Genomic DNA, 21,896 nt, shown 5'->3' on the forward strand with positions numbered 1-21,896 from the left:
ACGAGCGGTCCGGGCCGAGCGGGTGAAGATCAGGACGTCTCGCGAGCCCGACGGGACGCGGCCGTCAGCCCCGCGCGGGGGCCGGCTCCATGCGCCGGTCGATCCAGCCCAGGAGGGCCGCGAGCCCTAGGAACACCACGGCCACGATGCCCGTGTTGACCAGCGCCTGCGGGTACCCGATCTGGGTCACGTCCATGAACGGGTAGGGGTACCAGCGGGAGAACGCTCCCTGGACGAAGATGTAGACGATCCACGCGAGCGGAGCCACGACGGACCACCACACGGTCGCGGCGTCGATGCGCGGGCGCGGGCCCACGACGAGCCAACCCACGACCGCGAGCAACGGTCCCGCCTGGTGCATGAGGAGGTTCGTGAAGAAGCCGGCGACGCTCAGCTCGTTGAGCCCCGCGAGCACGGTGTTGTAGACGATCCCCGTCACGGCGATGCACAGCAGCGCGTCGAGCCGCGCGACGCGGAACACCCGCCCGTCGCGCAGCGGGTCCACGAGGAGCAGCGCGCACGTGACCCCGACGAGGATGTTCGACAGGATGGTGAAGTAGCTGAAGAAGTGGACGACGAGGTCCACGGTGGTGTCGCCCAGGAGCGGCCCGCGCCCGAGCGTGCCGAAGAGCTCCCAGACGACGCCGACGAGCGCCATGGCTGCGACGACGCCGTGCCACCAGCGGGCAGCCGTCAGGCCTCGCCATCCGGTGCTCGACGGCGAGGCGACGCGCGCCGTGCTCACGTGAGCCGGCCGACGTACGCCATCGCCTGGCGCAGGAGCGTGCCCTGCCCGCCGTGCATCTCGAGCTGCACCTGGTCGCTGCACGCCTGCTCGGGCGTGAGCCACGCCAGCTCGAGCGCCTGCTGCTGGGGCTGGCAGTCTCCCGAGACCGGGACGACGTACGCGAGCGAGACCGCGTGCTGACGAGGGTCGTGGTAGCCCGTGATGCCGGGTGTCGGGAGGTACTCGGCGACCGTGAACGGCTGCGGGGAGGCCGGGACGTGGGGGAGGGCCACCGGGCCCAGGTCCTTCTCGATGTGCCGCAGCAGCGCGTCGCGGATCCGCTCGTGGTACATCACGCGCCCCGACACCAGGGCCCGTGTCATCTGGCCCTCGGGCGTCACGCGCAGGAGCAGGCCCACCGCGACGACGTCGCCCGAGTCGTCGACCCGGACCGGGATGGCGTCGACGTAGACGAGGGGAAGGTGCGACCGTGCGGCCGCGAGGTCCTCGGCGCTCAGCCACCCGGCCGGCTGGGGGAGCTCACGGGAGAAGTCGTCGGGCGGGAAGTCCGCGGTGTCCGTCACCCGACTGTTCTACCACCCGCGCCCGTCCGTGCGCTGGACCGCGGGCGACGGGACCCCGACGGGAGGGGCGCCGCGGCGTCTCGTCGAGCGAGCACCGCGACGCCCTCCACCCGGGGGCCTCAGTCCTCGACCGACCCGGGAACGGGCTCGGCAAGCCGGGCGATGAGCTCGACGAGCAGGCGCTCGCTCACCGCGGGCGGCAGCGCCTCGACGAGCGCCAGGAGCGGGGCCATGGGCCCCGTGCCAGGCTCGGGCGTGTCGCCTCCGCGTGTGTCGGCGCCCCCCAGCACCGTGCGCTGCACGAGCTCCCAGGCCGTGGCCGAGTCGAGCGACCCGAGCGCGGCGACCGCGTCGGTGGGCTCGACGCCCGGGGCGAGGGTCGCGAGCAGCCCGGCCAGGACCTGCTGGGGGTCGGGCCGCGGCACACCGCGCACGGCTTCCGCGGCGTCGAGGAGCGCGGCTCCCAGCTCGCCGACGACGCCCGCCGTCACCGGTGTCACCGTGAAGTGCGTCGTGTGCGGCAGCCGCGAGCCGTCGGGCTGCGTGAAGCCCGGCTGGGGCTGGAGCACGAACCCGCTCGCGCGCACCGCGTCCGACCACACGTGCGGGTCGATCCGGCGGCCGGCAGGGACGGACTCGTCGGTCGCGACCGCCACGAGCGGTCCCACCGGGAGCCCGACGACCCGCAGGCCCTCGATCGACCCGAGCACCTCGTGCAAGGCGGACGTGGCCTCCGCGCAGCGGGCCGTCACGGCCTGGTAGCCGGGCACGCCGAGCGCCTGCGTCACGGCCCAGGCCGCAGCGAGCGGCCCCGCCGACTTGGAGCCCATGATGGTCGAGTTCACCACGGGGTAGCCGGGCCAGCGCGTCGTCGCGAACAGCTGGTGGCGCTGGCGGTCGCGGTCGCGTGTCAGGAGGACCGAGGTGCCCTTGGGGGCGTACCCGTACTTGTGGATGTCGGCCGAGACCGACGTGACCCCCGGGACGCGGAAGTCGAAGACCGGGACCTGGGCTGCGGCGTCGGGCCAGAAGGGCAGGACCCAGCCGCCCACGCACGCGTCCACGTGGACCGGCACGCCCAGGGCGCTCGCGGCCGCCGCGACCTCCTCGACAGGGTCCACGACCCCGTGCGGGTAGGAGGGCGCCGAGACCACGACGAGCGCGACGTCGCGTCCGTCGCCCACGGCCTCGGCCAGGGCGGCCGGGTCGGCGCGGCACGACGCGGGGTCGACGGGGACCAGCACGAGCTCGAGCCCCAGGTAGGCCGCGGCCTTGTGGAACGCGGCGTGCACGGTCGTGGGTGCGACGACGCGCAGCGCGAAGCCGAGCGTCGCGAGGGTGCGCGGCGACCCGTCGGCCTGTGCCGGCTGGGCGGCGAGGAACGCGTCGCGCGCGGTCTTGACCGCCAGCAGGCAGCTCTCGGTCCCGCCGGACGTCACGGTCCCGACGACGCCGCTCGCGTCCTGCGCGCCCGTCCCGTGCAGCATGTCGCGCGCGAAGGACACGAGCTCGCGCTCCATGACCGCGACCGACGAGAAGGTCGTGGGGTCCAGGGCGTTGAGCGGCTGGACCGCGCGGATCGCGTCGCCGGCGAGAGCGTCGAGCTCGGCCAGGTCCGGGTCGTAGACGTACGAGAGCACGCGGCCCCCGTGCGTGGGGGCGTCGGCCGCTCGCAGTGCTGCGAGGCGGTCGAGGATGCCCTCGGTCCTCAGGACGGTCGGGGCGGGCAGGGGGGTGTCGTCAAGGGCGCTCATGCGCGGCGGACTCCTCGGTGGGCACGTCGATGTCGCCCCTGCGCAGTCGATAGCGTACGAGGGCGACGAGGCTCAGCGCGACAAGAACCGCCGGGACCAGCGAGAACGAGAGCGCGATGCCGTCGATCGCGGCGCTGGACTGCTCGGGCGTGACTCCCGCGCTCGAGGACTGGTAGCCCGTGACCCACTGCACGAGGCTCAGCAGGCCGGCGCCGAACGCCATGCCCGTCGTCTCGCCCGCGGTCCACACGCCGCTGAACGCCCCGCCCCGGTCGGCGACACCGGGTGTGTTGCGCGCGTCGTGCGCGATCACGTCGGGGAGCATCGCGAGCGGCAGGGCCTGCATGCCCGCGTAGCCGACGCCCGCGAGGGCCGTGGGCAGGTAGACCCAGGCCCCCGGGGCCCATGCGAGGGGCACCATGCACAGCGTCGCGAGCGCGAACAGCGCGCTCGCGAGGATGAAGCTGCGCTCCTTGCCGACGCGGCGCGCGAGCCGGTTCCAGAGCGGCATGACGAGCAACGCGGGGGCGATGAGCGCCGCGAACAGCAGGCTCACCGCGAGGTCCGACTCCAGGACGTACGTCGCGACGTAGTTCGCGGCCGCGAGCATGAGGCCCGTCGCGAGCGCCTGGAGGAAGAACGCGGTCAGCAGCACGCGGAACGGCTGGCTCCGGCGCAGGGTCGAGACCGCCTCGGCGACCGCGATCCGGAAGGCTCCCAGCGCCGAGACCGCCGCTGCCGGGGCCGCGGCCTGCACGCCCGGGGGGAGCGGCGCCGTCGGGCCTGCTGCGCGTGCGCCGCGCGGGGCCACGCGCGACGCGACGAACATGCCTGCCCCGATGACCAGGCCCGCGACCACGCCGAGCGTCAGGTACCCGGACAGCGAGCTCGTCTCGCCGCGCAGCACCGGGCCCCCGGCCCCGAAGAGCAGGATCGCGAACGCGAGCGTCGCCACGCGCCAGCTGATGAGGCGCGTGCGCTCGTCGTACGTCGGGGCGATCTCCGCGGGCAGCGCGATGTACGGGACCTGGAACATCGAGAACGCGGTGGCCGCGAGCAGGAACGCGACCAGCACCCAGATCGAGGCGGCCACGGTCGAGGCCCCCGCAGGCACGGCGAACGTCAGCGCGAAGAACACCGGGATCGCGACCGCGCCGATCGTCATGAAGCGCCGCCTGGACCCGGTGCGGACCAGATCGCGGTCGCTGCCGTACCCGATGAACGGGTCGATCACGACGTCCCAGACCTTGGCGCCCGTGACGACCAGGCCCGCGACCGCGGCCGGGACGGCGAGCGCGTCGGTCAGGTAGTACAGGAGCATGAGGCCGGGCAGCGTGCCGAACCCACCCGTGCCGACCGAACCGATGGCGTATCCCGCGATCGTGCGCGGCCTGAGGCGTTCCACGCGCCACAGCCTAGACGTGACCTCGCTCACGGCCGTGCAGGCCGGGCGGACGGGGGTCGACCGAGCCGACGGCACGCGCGGATTCCCACCCGCCGCGCCGGGAATACCCGGCCGCGGCAGGTTGCTGCACCTGGTGAACCCCTCAGGAAGGACCTTCATGGCAACCCAGGAACTCACCGGCGCCACGTTCGAGCAGACCATCAAGGACAACGACATCGTCCTGGTGGACTTCTGGGCGTCGTGGTGCGGCCCGTGCCGCCAGTTCGCCCCGGTGTTCGAGGCCTCCTCGGAGACCCACCCGGACGTCGTGCACGGCAAGATCGACACCGAGGCCGAGCAGGGCCTCGCGGCCGCGGCGAACATCACCTCGATCCCGACGCTCATGGCGTTCCGCGAGGGCGTGCTCGTCTTCTCGCAGCCCGGCGCGCTCCCCGCACCCGCTCTCGAGCAGGTCGTCGAGGCGGTCAAGGGCCTCGACATGGACGACGTCCGCGCCCAGATCGCCCAGGCGCAGGCCGCCGGGTCGAACGGTCAGGCGGACGCCTGACGCTCTGGCGCACGCAGCACGCAGCTCGACGAAGGACCCCGGCTCCGGCCGGGGTCCTTCGTCGTCCCGGGGTCAGGCGCTCAGGCCGCGGGCCCGACGGGCGTCGGGCTCGGCAGGGCGTGCCGCGCGGCCTCCTGCGCGTCCAGGTCGCGGCGGCGCCGGACTGCGCGGTCGCGGACGGCTCCCGACGGCTCGGGGAGCTCCGCGGCGAGGCGCTCGAGGCGCCGGAGCCAGCGCTCGCGCCGCGCCGGCGAGACCTGGGCGACGCGCGCGTGGTTGACCCACCGGACCCGCCGCACGCCGAGCTGGCCGAAGACCCCGCGGGCGACGACCCTCTGGACCGGCGCGCCGAACCACGTGCGGTAGAGCGGGCCGGGGGTCGTCATGGTCGTCACGAGCGTGACCCCCGACAGCCCGAGCAGGCCCTGGAGAGCCCCGACCCTGTTCTCGGTGTAGGCGAACCCGGGCACGAGGACCTTGTCGAAGAAGCCCTTGAGGCGCGCGGGCATGACCTCCCACCAGACCGGGTGGACGAGGACGAGGTGGTCGGCCGCGGCCAGCCGCTCCTGGTACTCCGCGGCCCGTGGGTCCACGGTCCGTCCCTCGCGCCATGCGCCCAGGTCCGCGCGCCGGACCACGGGATCGAAGTCGTCGAGGTCGAGGTCGATCACGTCGACCTCGTGCCCGGCCGTCGTGGCGCCGCGGATCGCGGCTGCGGCGAGCGCCCGGCTGTAGCTGCCCTCGTAGGGGTGGTCGATCACGAGCAGGACGCGCATCAGAGTCTCCTTAACGTCGTTCAATCTAACAGCGTTAGAGTTGCTGAGCATCGTTAAGGTGTCAAGGTGTGGTGGTCCGGAGGTGCCGGGCGCGCGAGGAGGTGGAGCGGTGGCCGAGCGGCTCGACCGGCAACGGGTGGTGCGGGCGGCGCTCGCGCTGCTCGACGAGGTCGGCCTCGACGGGCTGACGCTGCGCCGGCTCGCCCAGGACCTCGACGTCAAGGCGCCCGCGCTCTACTGGCACTTCGCGGGCAAGCGCGACCTGCTCGACGAGATGGCGGCCACCATGCTGCGCGACCTCGTCGAGGGCGCGGCCTGGGACGAGGCGGTGGCTGCGGGGGCGCCCTGGCAGGAGTGCGTGCGCGAGTCCGCGACCGCCCTGCGCGAGATGCTGCTCTCGCACCGCGACGGGGCGCGGGTCTTCAGCGGGACCTTCGTCACCGACGAGTCGCTGCGCGGCGCGGTCGAGGTGCCCATGGGCATCCTCACGGCGGCGGGGTTCGGGCCCGACGGCGCCGCGCGCGCCTGGGGGACGCTGCTCGCCTTCGTCCTGGGCTTCGTCGTGGAGGAGCAGGCCGTCGACCTGCGCGAGCTCGACCGCTCGCAGGCGGCGGCGTTCGAGGAGCGGTTCGTGTTCGGGGTCGACGTGATCGTGGCGGGGCTCGCGACGCGGCTCGGGTGAGGGCCGGTGCCGAGGCGCTCGTCGGCGGCCCCGTCTCGCCCGGCCTCGGGCGGCTGGGCTCGCACGCCGGCGGGCGATCCGGCCGCTGCGCTGGCGACCCGCGGGGGCGCGGAGGATCGTGGAGGGGAGCGCGGGCGCGACGAGGCGTCCGCCCGACGATGACGGAGGACGTCATGAGCGGCTCGGTAGCGCGCATCACCCAGATCAGTGCACGGTCCGACGTGAGCTTCGACGACGCGGTCAAGACCGGGATCGAGCGGGCGAGCGAGACCCTGCGCAACCTCACGGGCGCGTGGGTCAAGGAGCAGAAGGTCGAGGTCAGGGACGGGAAGATCGTGGCCTGGCAGGTGGCGCTCGAGGTCACGTTCGTCCTCGACTGAACCCGGTCCTCGAACGGGGGGCCGATCGCCGCGCCCGGGCGTGCCGACTTGACCGGCGGGCCCGGGTGCGGTTATTTGACCCTGCGCCCGTGATTCCGTAATCTTGAACGTCGGTGCGCTCGGTGCGCACTGGTCCCGTGTGCCCATGGACAGGTCGCACTCGCACGCACAGGTGTGTTGAGTCCTGCCAAGACGGCCAGACATGGCGAGCACGCCAAGACTAGAAGAGATGAGCAACAACGTGGTGTACGCGATCGTCAAGGCCGGTGGCCGCCAGGAGAAGGTGTCCGTCGGCGATATCGTCGTCGTCGACCGTCTGTCGGCTGGTGCCGGACAGTCCGTCGAGCTTCCTGCGATCCTGCTGGTGGACGGGGAGAAGGTGACCCACGACGCTGCGGCGCTCGCGAAGGTCAAGGTCACTGCTGAGGTCGTCCGGGACGAAAAGGGCCCGAAGATCACGATCCTCAAGTACAAGAACAAGACCGGCTACCGCAAGCGCCAGGGTCACCGTCAGCAGCTGACCCGCCTCAAGGTCACCGGCATCAAGTGACTTCCCTCGGTGGCTCGTGAGAGCCGCCGCAGGTGATCCCACCCCCTCTTCTTCCAGCACGAAAGCAGGTTCGACATGGCACACAAGAAGGGCGCGAGCTCCTCGCGCAACGGTCGTGACTCCAACGCCCAGCGCCTCGGCGTGAAGCGCTTCGGTGGCCAGGTCGTCAGCGCCGGCGAGATCATCGTCCGCCAGCGCGGCACCCACTTCCACCCGGGCAACAACGTCGGTCGCGGTGGCGACGACACGCTGTTCGCCCTGACCGCCGGCGCCGTCCAGTTCGGCACGCGCCGTGGTCGCAAGGTCGTCGACATCGTCTCTGCCGAGGCCTGATCCACGACGCTGCACATGCTTGACAGGAGGGGCGCACCGACGCGGTGCGCCCCTCCTGGTGTTCTTCCCCCCGCTCGAGAGGACCCTTTCCATGGCCACGTTCGTCGACCGCGTCGTTCTGCACGCCTCCGGCGGTGACGGCGGAAACGGCTGCGCCTCCATCCGTCGGGAGAAGTTCAAGCCGCTCGCCGGCCCCGACGGCGGCAAGGGTGGGGACGGTGGGAGCGTGCGGATCGTCGTCGACACGCAGACCACGACGCTCCTCGAGTTCCACCACTCGCCGCACCGGCACGCCGCGTCCGGGACCCAGGGCAAGGGCGACTACCGGGAAGGTGCCAACGGTGAGGACCTGATCCTGCGCGTGCCCGACGGCACCGTGGTCAAGGACCGTCAGGGGAACGTGCTGGCCGACCTCATCGGCGAGGGCGCCGAGTACGTCGCCGCTGCGGGCGGTCGCGGCGGCCTGGGCAACCACGGCCTCGCCTCCCCGCGCCGCAAGGCCCCGGGCTTCGCTCTCCTGGGCGAGCCCGGCGAGGAGGTCGACTTCGTCCTCGAGCTCAAGTCGATCGCGGACGTCGCGCTCGTCGGCTTCCCCAGCGCGGGCAAGTCCTCGCTCGTCGCCGCGATCTCGGCCGCACGACCCAAGATCGCCGACTACCCGTTCACGACCCTCGTCCCGAACCTCGGCGTGGTCCAGGCCGGCGACGTGCGCTTCACGGTCGCCGACGTCCCGGGCCTCATCCCCGGTGCGAGCGAGGGCAAGGGGCTCGGGCTCGAGTTCCTGCGCCACATCGAGCGCACGGCCGTGATCGTGCACGTGCTCGACTGCGCGACGCTCGAGCCGGGCCGCGACCCCATCTCCGACCTCGAGGCCCTCGAGGCCGAGCTGGCCGCCTACTCGGGCGACCTCGACGGTTCGGGCGTCGTGGGCGGGCTCCCGCTCAACGAGCGCCCGCGCCTCGTCGTGCTCAACAAGATCGACGTGCCCGAGGCGCGCGAGCTCGCCGACCTGGTCCGCCCCGACCTCGAGGCCCGCGGCCTGCAGGTCTTCGAGATCTCGGCAGCGAGCCACGAGGGCCTGCGCCAGCTGACCTACGCGCTCGCCGGGCTCGTCGACACGGCGCGCCGCGAGACCCCCGCGCCCGCTCCGGTGCGCACGATCTTGCGCCCCAAGGCCGTCGACGACGCCGGGTTCACGGTCACCCGCAAGAACGCGGGCGACGGCACGTTCTACTTCGAGGTCCGCGGTGCCAAGCCCGAGCGCTGGGTCCGTCAGACCGACTTCGCGAACGAGGAGGCCGTCGGCTACCTCGCGGACCGTCTCGCCCGCCTGGGTGTCGAGGAGAAGCTCTTCAAGGCCGGGGCGGTCGCCGGCGACGAGGTGCGGATCGGGTCCGAGAAGAACGCCGTGGTCTTCGACTGGGAGCCCACGCTCATCACGGGCTCCGAGCACCTCGGCGGACCCCGTGGCACCGACCTGCGCTTCGACGACCACTCGCGCCCCACGCGCAACGACAAGCGTCGCGAGTACAACGAGCGCATGGACGCCAAGGCCGAGGCCCGCGCAGAGCTCTGGACCGAGCGCGAGTCCGGTCACTGGACGGACCCCGAGAAGGACTGACCTCCGGACACGGTGCCGCAGGGCAGCGACGGGCCGAGCGGTCGGGTGCCCCGACGCCCGACTCCCGCGCCGATGCTGTCGCCCACGACGTCCGCCCGCAGGGCGGGTACGGCCCCTCGGGTCGTGCCCGCCCTGTGGCGTACCGGTCGAGCGACGACCACCGCCCGGGTGGGACGGGAGCGGGAGGTGGGCGACGTCGTCGGGCGGGCTCACGCCGGAGAAGCTGTCAGAAATGCACCGGGCCATGCGCCGGTGCAGTTCTGACACCACGGCGCGGCAGGGTCCATGTCGTCTCACCCCGGGGTGTCACACGGTGACATGACTCCGCGCCCGGGCGCCTGGCGCGCGATGATGTCCCGGTGAATGCGCTCTCCGCACGCTCCCAGGTCGCCACGGCCCACCGGGTCGTCGTCAAGATCGGCTCCTCCTCGCTCACCGGACCGGACGGGCACCTCAGCGTCCCGGCCCTGCACGCGCTCGTCGACGTCATCGCCGCGCGGCACGCCGCGGGCGGGCAGGTCGTGCTCGTGACCTCGGGGGCGATCGCGGCGGGGATCGGTCCGCTCGGCCTCAGCGCCCGACCACGCGACCTCGCCACGGCCCAGGCCGCGGCCTCGGTGGGCCAGGGCCTCCTGGTCGCCCGGTACGCCCAGGCGTTCGCCGAGTACGGCATCCGCGTGGGGCAGGTCCTCCTCACGGCCGAGGACACCATCCGCCGCGGGCACTACCGCAACGCGCAGCGCTCGCTCGAGCGGCTCCTCGACCTGGGCGTCGTGCCCGTCGTCAACGAGAACGACGCGGTCGCGACCGACGAGATCCGCTTCGGCGACAACGACCGCCTCGCGGCGCTCGTCTCGCACCTGGTCCGCGCCGACGTCATGGTGCTGCTGACCGACGTCGACGGGCTCTACGACGGCCCGCCCTCGCGCCCCGGCACCCAACGCATCCGCGAGGTCCGCTCGCCGCTCGACCTCGAGGGCATCGAGGTCACGGGGCGCGGCAGCTCGGTCGGGACGGGCGGCATGCTCACCAAGCTCGAGTCCGTGCGCATCGCGACCGGCTCGGGCATCCCGGTCGTGCTGACCAAGGCCGCGAACGCCGAGGGCGCGCTCGCCGGGCGCGAGGTCGGGACCTGGTTCGCCGTGACGGGCAAGCGCACCACGCGCCGACGCCTGTGGCTCGCGCACGCCGCGCGCACGCGGGGGCGCCTCGAGCTCGACGAGGGGGCCGTGACCGCGGTCCTGGGCGGGCGGGCCTCGCTGCTGCCCGCGGGCGTGGTCGGGGTCACGGGCGACTTCGACGCGGGCGACCCCGTCGAGCTCGTCGCGCCCGACGGGCGCGTGATCGCGCGCGGCCTCGTGGCCTTCGACTCGACCGACATCCCCGACCTCCTCGGCCGCTCGACGCACGAGCTGCGCGACAAGCTCGGCGAGGGCTACGACCGCGAGGTCGTGCACCGCGACGACCTGGTGCTCGTGGGGCGCAGGCGCAAGGCGTCCTGAGGGCGGCTCGCGGCTGCAGCGCGGAGGCGGCGCTCGGTCCCACGACGGGGCCCGGAGACCTGGAACGGTCTCCGGGCCCCGTCTCTCGTTTGCGTTGTCTCATGGAGTGGGACGCCGCTCTCACTCCTTGACTGCACGGCGCCGGGAGGCTTTCCTGTGCGGCAGGTGAAGAGCGCCAGCGCCAAGACCCGGCTCGCTGGCCAGCAACCCTTCGATGTGACGGGGTGCTCCGGGCAGGACCTGACCGCGCCGACAGGTCGCGGTAAGCACACGACGTGACGAACGACCCCCGTCCACGGGTTCCTGTGGCGTGCCCGGGGACGGGCGGGACCCGCACGTCGTCCGACCGAAGGACGCACCATCGTGAGCCAGAGCACCCCGGCGATCTCCTCGCTGGCCTTCCTCACCCCCGGGAACTTCCCGGACGACGACCCCGCCAGCGGTCTCGAGGCGACGCTGCGGCTGTTCGAGCGCGCCGAGGCCTGGGGGTTCGACGGAGCGTGGGTCCGCCAGCGGCACCTCGAGCACGGGATCTCGTCGGCGACCGTCTTCCTCGCTGCGGCGTCCCAACGCACGAGCACGATCGAGCTGGGGACAGGCGTCATCCCGATCGGGTACGAGAGCCCGTTCCGCCTCGGGGAGGACCTCTCGACCGCCGACGTCCTCGCGCAGGGGCGCCTCCAGGTGGGCCTGAGCGCGGGCCGTCCGCCGCACGCCGACCTGATCGGTGACCTGGTCTTCGACGGGGACTGGGAGTCCCACGACTTCTCGCACGCACGCATCGAGCGGCTCGCGGCCAACCTGTCGGGCGGTTTCATCGGCGACGAGGACACCGTGGTGCACTCGCCCGGGAACGTCCAGCGGCCCCGGCTGCAGCCGCACAGCCCGGGGCTCGTCGACCGCCTCTGGTACGGCGCCGGCTCGCGCCGCTCGACCGAGTGGGCCGCGCGCAACGGGCTCAACCTCCTGACCGGCAACATCGTGGCAGGCGAGGAGTCGGACGACTTCGTCACCGCCCAGCTCGCGAACCTCGCCGCCTACCGCGCGGGGCGCGGCGACGCGCGGACCACGCGGGTCGCGCTCGGGCGGGTCATCGTGCCGACCGACTGCGCCGACGCCTCGTCGCGCCGACGCTACCGAGCCTTCGAGGAGTCGCGCCGAGCCCGGACCCTCGCCCCGCAGGGCGAGCGCCGGACGCTCTTCGCGCCCGATCTCGTGGGGCCCAGCGAGGAGATCCTCGAGCGGCTCGTGGCGGACGCCGTCGTGGGCGAGGTCAGCGAGCTGCGCCTCGAGCTGCCCTACGAGCTCAGCGACGAGGAGTACGAGCAGATCCTGCACGACGTCGCGACTCTCGTCGCCCCGGCCCTCGGCTGGACGCCGGCCACGGACCGTGCGGGAACGGCCGGCTCGACGGTGCCGGGATCGCCGCCCGTCGAGCGGACCGCCGCCGCCGTCGCCGTCGGCGCCTGACGGAGGGGGAGAACCACCATGGGACGCTATCTCGCGACGCGACTGGCCCAGGCGGTCGGCGTGCTCTGGGCCGCCTACACGGTGTCCTTCATCGTGCTCTACGCCCTGCCCGGCGACCCGGCCCAGCTCATGGCCGGGGCCGACGCCAACGACATCACCCCCGAGCAGCTCGACGCGCTCCGTGCCGAGCACGGTCTGGACCGCCCGCTCGTGGTCCAGTACTTCTCCCAGCTCGCCGGGCTGTTCCGCGGGGACCTCGGTCAGTCGATCAGCACGGGGCGCCCCGCTGCGGACCTCATCGTCGAGGCGATCCCACCGACCGTGCAGATCGCCGCGGCCGGTCTGCTGCTCGCGGTGGTGCTCGGCGGAGGGCTGGCCGTCGCGGCCACCTACACACGGTTCCGCGGTCTCGGGCAGCTGCTCCTCGGGCTGCCGCCCCTCGGGGTCGCGATCCCCGCCTTCTGGTTCGGCCTCCTGCTCATCCAGTGGTTCTCCTTCACCCTGCCGATCTTCCCCGCGATGGGGAACAAGGGGTTCGCCTCGATCGTCCTGCCCGCGATCACGCTCGCCGTGCCCACCGGGGCGACGATCGCCCAGCTGTTGTCCAAGAGCCTGGCCACCACGCTGCGGGAGCCGTACATCGACGCGGTGTGGGCCAAGGGAGCCGGTCGCCCGAGGGTCTTCTTCTCGCACGCCCTGCGCAACGCCGCGCTGCCCGCACTGACGATGACCGGCCTGATCGTCGGCCAGCTGCTCTCCGGCACGGTCGTCACCGAGACGGTGTTCTCCCGACCGGGACTCGGCCGCGTGACCGCGTCCGCGGTGCAGACCCAGGACATCCCGGTCGTGCAGGGCATCGTGATCTTCGCCGCCGTCGTGTTCGTCGTGTCCAACCTGCTCGTCGACCTGGCCTACCCGTTGCTCGATCCCCGCGTGGTGACGGGACGTCGCCGAGGCGCGACCACGCCTGGGGCGACGCCCGGGGGAGGGGCCGCCGCCCCCGAGGACCAGACCGTACCCACCAGATCGTCGACCCCCGAGGTCGCCGTCCTTCACGGAGGTGCAGCATGACCGACACCGCCCTCGCCCCGCACGAGCAGAGCGTCCTGCCGGAGGCCGATGCCGTCGACGGCACCACGCCCGGTCTTCGGCGGCCCTCGTCCGCGGACCTGCCGCCCGGCCGCGTCCGTGGCCTCTCGAGCCTCGTGGCGGGCCTGGGCTTCGTGGTCCGGCGGCCCGGTCTGCTCGCGGCCGTGGTCTGGATCGTCGTCGTCCTGGTGGCCGCCTTCGCCCCGACGCTGCTCGCGCACTCCGACCCGCTGACCGGGGTGCCGGCCGACAAGCTCCAGCCGCCGTCGGCCGAGCACTGGTTCGGGACCGACCAGCTCGGCCGCGACCTCTACTCCCGGGTGGTTCACGGCACAGCGCTCACGCTCCAGGCCTCGCTCATCGCGGTCGGCCTCGGGCTCGTCGTCGGCTCGACGCTGGGCCTGCTCGCGGGGTTCTTCGGCTCCTGGGTCGACGACGCCGTCATGCGGGTCGCCGACGTCCTGCTCGCGATCCCGAGCCTGCTGCTCTCGCTCGCGCTCGTCACGGTCCTCGGGTTCGGCACCGTGAACGTCGCGATCGCGGTGGGGCTCGCGAGCGTCGCGAGCGTCGCCCGCATCATGCGGTCCGAGGTCGTGCGCGTCCGCAGCTCGGTGTACGTCGAGGCCGCGCAGGCGTCGGGGAACCGCTGGCACCGCGTGCTGCTGCGGCACGTCCTGCCGAACTCGGCCGGGCCCGTCGTGGTCCTCGCGACCCTCGAGCTCGGCACCGCGATCCTGGCGGTCTCGTCCCTCAGCTTCCTGGGCTACGGGGCGCCGCCGCCTGCCCCCGAGTGGGGTCAGCTCGTCTCGACCGGACGTGACTTCCTGCGCAACGCGTGGTGGCTCACGACCCTCCCCGGGCTCGCGATCGTGCTGACGGTCCTCTCGGCCAACCGCATCTCGCGAGCCCTCGACACCGAAGGACGGCGGAACCGATGAGCACGGACCGGAGCGCACCGCTGCTGCGCATCGACAGCCTGGCGGTCGAGTACCGCACGCGCCGCGGGACGGTCGCGGCCGTCCAGGACGTCTCGTTCGACGTGCTCCCCGGCGAGACCGTGGCGGTCGTCGGCGAGTCCGGGTCGGGGAAGTCCACGACCGCGCACGCGATCGTCCAGCTCCTCGCATCGTCCGCGGCGGTCACGCACGGCCGGATCGTCTTCCAGGGAACCGACCTGGCGACCGCCTCGCCCGCGGCGCTGAGGTCGTTCCGCGGCCGGCAGATCGGGCTCGTCCCGCAGGACCCCACGGTCTCGCTCGACCCGGTCAAGCGCATCGGCCACCAGGTGGCAGAGGTCCTGCTCGTCCACGGTCTGGCCGACCGCAGGTCTGCCAGGGCGCAGGCCGTCGAGGCGCTCGGGGCCGCGGGCCTCGAGGACCCCGAGGTCCGCGCGCAGCAGTACCCGCACGAGCTCTCGGGCGGCATGCGCCAGCGCGTCCTCATCGCGATCGCGATCATCGCGGAACCCGCGCTGCTGATCGCCGACGAACCCACGAGCGCGCTCGACGTGACGGTCCAGCGACAGATCCTCGACCACCTCGCGGCACTGACCCGACGGACCGCGACGAGCGTCCTCCTGGTGACCCACGACCTCGGCGTGGCAGCGGACCGGGCAGACCGGATCGTCGTCATGTCGGAGGGGCGGGTCGTCGAGGTCGGCACCCCGCGCGAGGTGCTCGAGCACCCTGAGCACCCCTACACGCGAGCACTCCTCGCCTCGGCTCCGAGCCTCAACGCGCACGGCGAGCTGCGTCGGACAGCGACACCCTTGACCCGAGCCGTGAGCGAACGGACGTTCGCCGGGCGCGCGGGGGACCCGTTCGTCGCACGGGCGGCCGACGACGGACCGGCGGACCCGACCGGGCAGGACGTCCTGGTGGCCCGACACCTGGTCAAGGACTTCCCCCTCCCGCGCGCCGCCGGGGGCGGCACCCATCGTGCCGTCGACGACGTGAGCTTCCGGATCCCGCGCGGCCACACGTTCGCCCTCGTGGGGGAGTCCGGCTCCGGGAAGTCGACGACCGCGCGGCTCGCGCTGCGGCTGACCGACGTCACGAGCGGGACCGTGACGTTCGACGGGGCCGATGTGACCGAGGTGCGTGGGGCACGCCTGCGCGACCTCCGGCGCCGGGTGCAGCTCGTGCACCAGAACCCGTTCGCCTCGCTCAACCCCCGGCTGTCGGTGGGCGAGGTCGTGACCGACCCGCTCGCCGCGTACGGCCTGGGTTCGAGGCACGAGCGGCGCTCGCGCGCGCTCGAGCTGCTCGACGTCGTCGCCCTGCCGGCCTCGGCGCTCGACCGCAAGCCGTCCGAGCTCTCGGGCGGGCAGCGCCAGCGGGTCGCGATTGCACGGGCCCTCGCGATCAACCCCGAGCTTCTCGTGCTCGACGAGCCCGTCTCGGCCCTCGACGTCCAGGTGCAGTCCCAGATCCTCGGGCTGCTCTCCGGTCTCCAGGAGTCGCTCGGGCTCAGCTACCTGTTCATCTCGCACGACCTCGCGGTGGTCCGGGAGATCGCCCACACCGTCGCGGTCATGCACCGGGGCAAGGTCGTCGAGACCGGGCAGGTCGACGAGGTCTTCCGCTCACCCCGGCACGAGTACACCCGCAACCTGCTCGACGCGATCCCGGGCGCCCGCGCGCTCCACCAGGACTGACCCGCGCTTTCCGCACCACCACCACCGGACCTCGGTCCACGACGAAGGAGAATCATGAACGCACGTATCCGACGGGGAGGAACCGCCCTCGCGACGTCCGTCGCCGCCACCCTTGCCCTGACCGCGTGCGGTGGGGGAGCAGGAGCAGGGACCGGTTCGGTCGCGGACGACGTCTCGGCCTCGACCTCTAGCCCGGTCGACGGAGGTGAGCTCACCTTCGCGATCGGGAACGACCCGATCTCGCTCAATCCCTCCGGCACGGGGTCGGGCAACGACACCCTCTACGTCACCCGGCAGATCGTGGACTCGTTGCTCTACCAGAACCCGGACACGAACGAGCTCGAACCGTGGCTCGCGACGAGCTGGAGCGCCAACGCGGACGCCACGACCTTCACGTTCGAGCTGCGTGACGACGTCACGTTCTCCGACGGCACGCCCCTGACGGCGGCCGAGGTCAAGGGGACCTTCGACGACATCGTGGCGGCAGGGGCGAAGAGCGGCGCGCTCAGCTCTTTCGTGGGCTACGAAGGGACGAACGTGATCGACGACGACACCGTCGAGGTCGACTTCGCGACGCCCAACGCGGCCTTCCCCAGCTCGACGGCGTCGCCCGCCCTGGGGATCGTCGCCGCGTCGACGGTCGCGATCCCGTTCGACGACCGGGCGACGGGAGAAGGGGTCGTCGGCACCGGTCCGTTCGTCCTCGAGTCGTACACCAAGGACGTCGAGACGGTCCTGGCGCAGCGCGCCGAGTACGCCTGGGCACCTTCCGCGCTGGGCAACGACGGTGCACCGCACCTCGAGAAGGTCACGTTCCAGGTGGTCCCCGAGGCGGGTGTGCGCACCGGCAGCCTGACCTCCGACCAGGTCGACGTCGCCGGAGGGATCCAGCCGACGGACATCGAGACGCTCGAGATCAGCGACTTCCCGGTCATCAGCCGCGCCAACCCGGGCAACGTGTTCGGCGTCTACTTCAACAACTCGCGCCCCATCGTGTCGGACGTCGAGGTGCGCGAGGCGATCTCCTTCGCGATCGATGCCGAGGAGATCAGGGACACGTCGCTCAACGGGAGCTTCGCGGTCGCGACGAGCGTCCTCGCGAGCACCACACCCGGCTGGGCCGACCAGAGCTCGTACTTCGCGTTCGACCGCGCCAAGGCCGAGAAGCTCCTGGACCAGGCCGGGTGGACGGTCGGCTCCGACGGCGTCCGCGAGAAGGACGGGCAGAAGCTGTCCCTCAAGGTCGCGTGGATCACGAACTTCGGCCCGAACCAGACCTCGCTCGAGCTCCTCCAGCAGCAGCTCAAGGCGGTCGGCATCGAGATCACCCTCGAAGGCGGGACCGTGCCGGAGTTCCTCGAGCGCCAGCAGGGCGGGGACTACGACTTCGCCTGGCACAACCAGTCCCGTGCCGACGGGGACATCCTGCGGACGGCCTTCTCGACCGGCGCGACGAACTACCCGCGCATCACCGACCCTGAGCTCGAGGCTCTGCTCCAGGCCCAGCTGGCCGCTGGCGACCCGGCCGAGCGCGCGGAGATCCTGGCGCAGGCCCAGGAGCGCCTCGCGAGCCAGTACTACCAGATCCCGGTGCACGAGCTCACGAGCGTGATCGGCACCCAGCCGACCGTGCACGGGCTCACGTTCGGTGCCGACTCCCGGCTCGACTCGCTCGTCAGCACCTGGAAGGACGCCGACTAGCATCCCGGGTCCCGGTGGGACCGCTCCGTCAGGGGCGGTCCCACCGGGCGCGTCCCGACCGTCGTCCGAACCACGGTCCCGCGGTCGGCGGGCCGACGACCACCACGGAGCAGAGCACACCATGTCGAGACGTCTCGTTCCCGTCGTCCCCACCCGCACCCCGCTCCAGACCCGCGTCCTGGTCGTGTGCCTCGTCACGGGATTCGCGACGCTCCTCGACTCCGCGGTGCTCACGGTCGCCGCGCCTGCTCTGCGCGACGGGCTCGGGGCGAGCACGGTCCAGCTCCAGTGGATCCTCGCGGGGTACTCGTTGACGTTCGGGCTCGCGCTCGTCCCGGCGGGCAGACTGGGCGACCGTTACGGACGCCCGTGGTTCCTCGTGGCCGGTCTCGTGCTGTTCGCCCTGACGAGCCTCGTCGGGGCGAGCGCGCGGGACGCCGACGTGCTCGTCGTCGCGCGACTGGTCCAGGGAGTGGGGGCAGGCACAGCCAACCCGCAGGTCATCGGGCTGCTCCAGGACCACTTCGACGGCCCCGCGCGAGCGCGCAGCCTGGGTTCCTACGCCTCGACGGGCGCGTTCGCCGCCGTGATCGCCCCGCTCGTCGGTGGGGTCGTGCTCGCCGCGGCAGGTCCAGCGGGCTGGCGGATCTCCCTGGTCCTGACCCTCCCGTTCGCGCTCGCGGCCGCGGTGCTGTGCGCACGCTTCGTGCCGCGCGCCGGCCGTCCGCTCAGGTCGGCGCCCGGGATCGACCCGGTGGGCCTCGCGCTCCTCTCGGTGACGGCGCTCGGGCTCCTCGTGCCGTTCGTCCTGCCCGGTTCGCTCGCGGGACGGGCGTCGTGGGGTGCGGCCGCCGTGGTGGGCGCGACGACACTCGTGTGGTGGGAGCGCCGGTACTCCCGCTCGGGGCGGACTCCGGTCCTGTCGCCCGAGCTGCTCCGGGCGCCGGGCTTCGCGCTCGGCTGTCTCGTGGCGACGTTCACGTTCGGCTCGGCGCTCGGGTTCTCGGCGGTCCTCATGATCTATCTCCAGGAGGGGGCTGGGCTCACCCCGCTCCAGGCCGGGCTCGCCACGACCCCTGGCGCCCTGGCGTCGGTCGTCGCGGCCCACCTCTCGTGGCGGCTCGTGCGACGCTTCGGCCGTGCGGGGGTCACCGCCGCGGTCGGGGCCAAGATCCCGGTCGCCGTCGCGCTCCTCCTGGCGGTGCTGCTCCTGCCGGACCGGTTCGTGGTGGCGAGCCTCGTCGTCGGGCAGGTGCTCACCGGGGTGACGGGCGGCCTGAGCATCTCGACCAACCAGGCCCTCACGCTCGACCAGGCGCCGACCGGGCAGCACGGCGTCGCGGCCGGGATGCTCCAGGTCTCCCAGCGGCTCTCCGCGACCGTGTGCATCGCCGCGATGACCGGCGCGTTCGTCGGCGCCGCCGCGAGCCCGGCAGGGCACGATGCGGCGCTCGCGGGCGCGGTCGTCGTGACCGCGCTCCTCGCCGTGGCGGCCACGGTGTGCTCGGTGCTCGACGACGTGCTGGCGCGCCGCCGTCGGGCCCGAGCCGGGAGCCCCGCAGCCGAGGCCGCGCTGCAGCCTGCGTGAGCCTCTCGGTCGACACCAGTTCTCGAACGGTGGGAAGAACGGGCGCAGGCCTTGTCCTCCGGCCCTCGGGGTGATCGCATGCGCGCATGAGTCTTCCCACCCGCACCCTCGGCGGCGCCGCGCCCGCCGGTCCGCTCACGGTCTCCGCGATCGGCTTCGGCGGCATGTCCGTCACGGACGCCTACGGGCCGGCCGACGAGCGCGAGGCCACCGACACCCTGCGTGCAGCCCTGGACGCCGGTGTCACGTTGTTCGACACGGCCGACGTGTACGGGCACGGTCGCAACGAGGAGCTGCTCGGGCGAGTCCTCGGGCCGGACCGGGACCGCGTCGTCATCGCGTCCAAGCTGGGCCTGCCTCCGGCCGGGGGCCACCCGGACGGGCGCCCCGTCGACGGACGTCCTGCCTACGTTCGCCGCGCGATCGACGCGAGCCTGGGCCGTCTCGGCACGGACCGGCTCGACCTCTACTACCTGCACCGCGTCGATCCCCAGGTCCCTGTCGAGGACACGGTCGGGGCGCTCGCGGAGCTGGTCGCGGCGGGCAAGGTGCTCCACGTCGGCCTCTCGGAGGCCTCGGTCGAGACGGTCCGGCGCGCGCACGCCGTGCACCCGGTGACGGCGGTCCAGAGCGAGTACTCGCTCTGGACGCGCGACCCCGAGGACGAGGTGCTGCCTGCCCTGACCGAGCTCGGGATCGGGTTCGTGCCGTTCTCACCGCTGGGGCGCGGCATCCTCACGGGGACGGTCGACCTGACCGAGGGCTTCGCCGCCGACGACGTCCGTCGCTCCCACGCGCGCTACCGCGGCGAGGACTTCGCGCACAACCGGGCGCTCGTCGCCCGGCTCGAGGAGGTCGCCGCAGGCCGTGGGGTCACGACGGCGCAGCTCGCCCTCGCGTGGATCCTCGCCCAGGGGGAGCACGTCGTCCCGATCCCGGGCACCAAGCGCACCGCCTACCTCGAGCAGAACGTGGATGCGGCGCTCGTGGACCTGAGCGCGGACGAGGTCGAGTCCATCGGTGCGCTGTGGCCGCGCAGCGAGGTCCGTGGCCAGCGGCACCCCCAGATGGAGCTGCTCGGGGGATGACCGCCTCAGTCCCCGGACGCCGCAGACAGGCTCGGCTCGTGCGACGTAGGCTCGTCGCATGACCGCGCTGATCCCCGACTCGGACCTCGACCAGACCGCGACCACCGCCACAGGTGCCCCGCAGGCGTCTGGCACCCCGGCCCCCACGGTCGCGGAGGCCGTCGAGGCGACGGCGCGCCGCGCCAAGACGGCCTCGCGCACGCTCGCGACCGCCACGCGCGCGACCAAGGACGCCGCGCTGCTCGCGCTGGCCGACGCCCTGGTCGAGGCGACCGAGGAGATCGTCACGGCCAATGCGCAGGACCTCAAGCGTGGCCGCGAGAACGGCACGTCCGCCGGTCTTCTCGACCGCCTCGCGCTGACCCCCGAGCGGATCGCCGCGATCGCCGACGCGCTGCGCGACCTCGCGTCGTTGCCGGACCCGGTCGGCGAGGTCGTGCGGGGCTCGACCCTGCCCAACGGCCTGCGCCTGCGACAGGTCCGCGTGCCCATGGGCGTCGTCGGGATGATCTACGAGGCACGCCCCAACGTGACCGTGGACGCGGCGGGCCTCGCGCTCAAGAGTGGCAACGCCGTGATCCTGCGCGGCGGCTCGGCCGCGGCGGCCTCGAACGAGGTCATCGTCGACGTGCTCGGGCGTGCGCTCGAGGCCCAGGGGCTGCCCGCGGACCTCGTCCAGTCCATCGACCGGCACGGGCGTCCGGGCGCCGTCGCGCTCATGCACGCGCGCGGTCTGGTCGACGTGCTGGTGCCGCGTGGCGGAGCAGACCTCATCCAGACGGTCGTGCGCGAGTCGACCGTCCCCGTGATCGAGACGGGCGTCGGCAACTGCCACGTCTACGTGGACGCCTCGGCGGACCAGGCGAGCGCGCTCGCGATCCTGCTCAACTCCAAGACGCAGCGCGTCGGGGTCTGCAACGCCGCCGAGACGCTGCTGGTCCACGCCGACGCAGCCCCCGAGTTCCTGCCCTCGGCGCTCGCCGCGCTCGACGGGGCCGGGGTGGTGCTGCACGGCGACGCGCGCACCGCGGAGCTCGCTCCCGCGGGTGTCGAGGTGCTCGCTGCGACCGACGACGACTGGGCGCGCGAGTACCTCGCGCCGGAGATCGCGGTGCGTGTCGTCCCGGACCTCGACGCCGCGCTCGAGCACATCCGCACCTGGACGTCGGGGCACACCGAGGCCATCGTCACGCGCGACCTGGCCTCGTCCGAGCGCTTCGTCGCCGAGCTCGACTCGGCCGCGATCATGGTCAACGCCTCGACCCGTTTCACCGACGGGGCCCAGTTCGGGCTCGGCGCGGAGATCGGGATCTCGACCCAGAAGCTGCACGCGCGCGGGCCCATGGGCCTGGCCGAGCTCACGACGACCAAGTGGGTCGTCCACGGCGACGGCCACGTGCGTCCCTGATCACAGGCTGCCCTGCGTCCAGCACGACCGTGAGA

20 protein-coding genes and 1 riboswitch are annotated in these 21,896 nt (G+C 73.0%); of the genes, 15 read left to right on the plus strand and 5 right to left on the minus strand.

Features of this window, described 5'->3' with window-relative positions:
- Nucleotides 1-64: 64 nt before the first annotated feature.
- The 4 genes from ASE27_RS12180 to ASE27_RS12195 form a co-directional block, all read right to left on the minus strand.
- Nucleotides 65-745 carry a Pr6Pr family membrane protein gene (locus ASE27_RS12180; protein WP_235534371.1) on the minus strand — a complete coding sequence of 227 codons (681 nt, stop codon included), beginning with the start codon at nucleotides 743-745 and terminating at the stop codon, nucleotides 65-67.
- Complete coding sequence (locus ASE27_RS12185; protein WP_056650504.1) at nucleotides 742-1,311, minus strand: NUDIX hydrolase family protein; 570 nt, start codon at nucleotides 1,309-1,311, stop codon at nucleotides 742-744. Before ASE27_RS12185 ends, ASE27_RS12180 begins: the two co-directional genes overlap by 4 nt.
- A 119-nt stretch (nucleotides 1,312-1,430) precedes the next feature.
- Nucleotides 1,431-3,065: an aspartate aminotransferase family protein gene (locus ASE27_RS12190; RefSeq protein ID WP_056650507.1), complete on the minus strand. Its 1,635-nt coding sequence runs from the start codon at nucleotides 3,063-3,065 to the stop codon at nucleotides 1,431-1,433.
- Nucleotides 3,052-4,470 carry an MFS transporter gene (locus ASE27_RS12195; protein WP_235534373.1) on the minus strand — a complete coding sequence of 473 codons (1,419 nt, stop codon included), beginning with the start codon at nucleotides 4,468-4,470 and terminating at the stop codon, nucleotides 3,052-3,054. Before ASE27_RS12195 ends, ASE27_RS12190 begins: the two co-directional genes overlap by 14 nt.
- A 157-nt stretch (nucleotides 4,471-4,627) precedes the next feature.
- Between ASE27_RS12195 and trxA the strand changes: the two genes are divergently transcribed.
- Nucleotides 4,628-5,017: a thioredoxin gene (trxA, locus tag ASE27_RS12200; RefSeq protein ID WP_056650509.1), complete on the plus strand. Its 390-nt coding sequence runs from the start codon at nucleotides 4,628-4,630 to the stop codon at nucleotides 5,015-5,017.
- Between the two features lie 80 nt (nucleotides 5,018-5,097).
- Here the strand turns inward: trxA and ASE27_RS12205 are convergent, their stop codons facing one another.
- Entirely contained in the window at nucleotides 5,098-5,793 is a 696-nt protein-coding gene (locus ASE27_RS12205) for an NAD(P)H-dependent oxidoreductase (protein WP_056650512.1), read from the minus strand.
- A 109-nt stretch (nucleotides 5,794-5,902) separates the two neighbouring features.
- Here ASE27_RS12205 and ASE27_RS12210 point away from each other — a divergent pair, with 109 nt between their 5' ends.
- The 14 genes from ASE27_RS12210 to ASE27_RS12275 all read left to right on the plus strand — a co-directional run bounded on the left by ASE27_RS12210 (nucleotide 5,903) and on the right by ASE27_RS12275 (nucleotide 21,861).
- Nucleotides 5,903-6,475, plus strand: coding sequence for a TetR/AcrR family transcriptional regulator C-terminal domain-containing protein (locus ASE27_RS12210; RefSeq protein ID WP_056650515.1), 573 nt, complete (start codon nucleotides 5,903-5,905; stop codon nucleotides 6,473-6,475).
- Between the two features lie 173 nt (nucleotides 6,476-6,648).
- Nucleotides 6,649-6,855: a dodecin family protein gene (locus ASE27_RS12215; RefSeq protein ID WP_056651409.1), complete on the plus strand. Its 207-nt coding sequence runs from the start codon at nucleotides 6,649-6,651 to the stop codon at nucleotides 6,853-6,855.
- Nucleotides 6,856-7,096: 241 nt separating this feature from the next.
- Nucleotides 7,097-7,405, plus strand: coding sequence for a 50S ribosomal protein L21 (gene rplU, locus ASE27_RS12220; RefSeq protein ID WP_191789147.1), 309 nt, complete (start codon nucleotides 7,097-7,099; stop codon nucleotides 7,403-7,405).
- Between the two features lie 75 nt (nucleotides 7,406-7,480).
- Nucleotides 7,481-7,738, plus strand: coding sequence for a 50S ribosomal protein L27 (rpmA, locus tag ASE27_RS12225; protein ID WP_030151568.1), 258 nt, complete (start codon nucleotides 7,481-7,483; stop codon nucleotides 7,736-7,738).
- A 91-nt stretch (nucleotides 7,739-7,829) separates the two neighbouring features.
- On the plus strand, nucleotides 7,830-9,359 hold the full coding sequence (gene obgE / locus ASE27_RS12230; RefSeq protein WP_056650519.1) for a GTPase ObgE: 1,530 nt from the start codon (nucleotides 7,830-7,832) through the stop codon (nucleotides 9,357-9,359).
- A gap of 359 nt (nucleotides 9,360-9,718) precedes the next feature.
- Nucleotides 9,719-10,861, plus strand: a complete 1,143-nt coding sequence (proB, locus tag ASE27_RS12235) for a glutamate 5-kinase (protein WP_068625112.1) — start codon at nucleotides 9,719-9,721, stop codon at nucleotides 10,859-10,861.
- Between the two features lie 164 nt (nucleotides 10,862-11,025).
- A riboswitch (SAM riboswitch) is annotated at nucleotides 11,026-11,136 on the plus strand.
- A gap of 88 nt (nucleotides 11,137-11,224) precedes the next feature.
- Nucleotides 11,225-12,331: an LLM class flavin-dependent oxidoreductase gene (locus ASE27_RS12240; RefSeq protein WP_056650526.1), complete on the plus strand. Its 1,107-nt coding sequence runs from the start codon at nucleotides 11,225-11,227 to the stop codon at nucleotides 12,329-12,331.
- 18 nt (nucleotides 12,332-12,349) lie between these two features.
- Nucleotides 12,350-13,402: an ABC transporter permease gene (locus ASE27_RS12245; RefSeq protein WP_082608879.1), complete on the plus strand. Its 1,053-nt coding sequence runs from the start codon at nucleotides 12,350-12,352 to the stop codon at nucleotides 13,400-13,402.
- A complete protein-coding gene (locus ASE27_RS12250; protein WP_056650528.1) occupies nucleotides 13,399-14,358 on the plus strand; it encodes an ABC transporter permease in 960 nt (319 codons plus the stop codon). The genes ASE27_RS12245 and ASE27_RS12250 overlap by 4 nt, the downstream gene beginning before the upstream one ends.
- Nucleotides 14,355-16,076: an ABC transporter ATP-binding protein gene (locus ASE27_RS12255; RefSeq protein ID WP_056650532.1), complete on the plus strand. Its 1,722-nt coding sequence runs from the start codon at nucleotides 14,355-14,357 to the stop codon at nucleotides 16,074-16,076. Before ASE27_RS12250 ends, ASE27_RS12255 begins: the two co-directional genes overlap by 4 nt.
- Before the next feature lie 54 nt (nucleotides 16,077-16,130).
- Nucleotides 16,131-17,777, plus strand: a complete 1,647-nt coding sequence (locus tag ASE27_RS12260; protein WP_056650535.1) for an ABC transporter substrate-binding protein — start codon at nucleotides 16,131-16,133, stop codon at nucleotides 17,775-17,777.
- 121 nt (nucleotides 17,778-17,898) lie between these two features.
- Nucleotides 17,899-19,365, plus strand: a complete 1,467-nt coding sequence (locus ASE27_RS12265; RefSeq protein WP_056650538.1) for an MFS transporter — start codon at nucleotides 17,899-17,901, stop codon at nucleotides 19,363-19,365.
- Nucleotides 19,366-19,451: 86 nt separating this feature from the next.
- Nucleotides 19,452-20,453, plus strand: a complete 1,002-nt coding sequence (locus tag ASE27_RS12270) for an aldo/keto reductase (RefSeq protein WP_056650541.1) — start codon at nucleotides 19,452-19,454, stop codon at nucleotides 20,451-20,453.
- Between the two features lie 58 nt (nucleotides 20,454-20,511).
- Nucleotides 20,512-21,861 carry a glutamate-5-semialdehyde dehydrogenase gene (locus ASE27_RS12275; protein ID WP_056650545.1) on the plus strand — a complete coding sequence of 450 codons (1,350 nt, stop codon included), beginning with the start codon at nucleotides 20,512-20,514 and terminating at the stop codon, nucleotides 21,859-21,861.
- The last annotated feature ends 35 nt before the right edge of the window (nucleotides 21,862-21,896 follow it).

The organism is Oerskovia sp. Root918 (genome assembly GCF_001428945.1).
GTDB lineage: Bacteria > Actinomycetota > Actinomycetes > Actinomycetales > Cellulomonadaceae > Oerskovia > Oerskovia enterophila.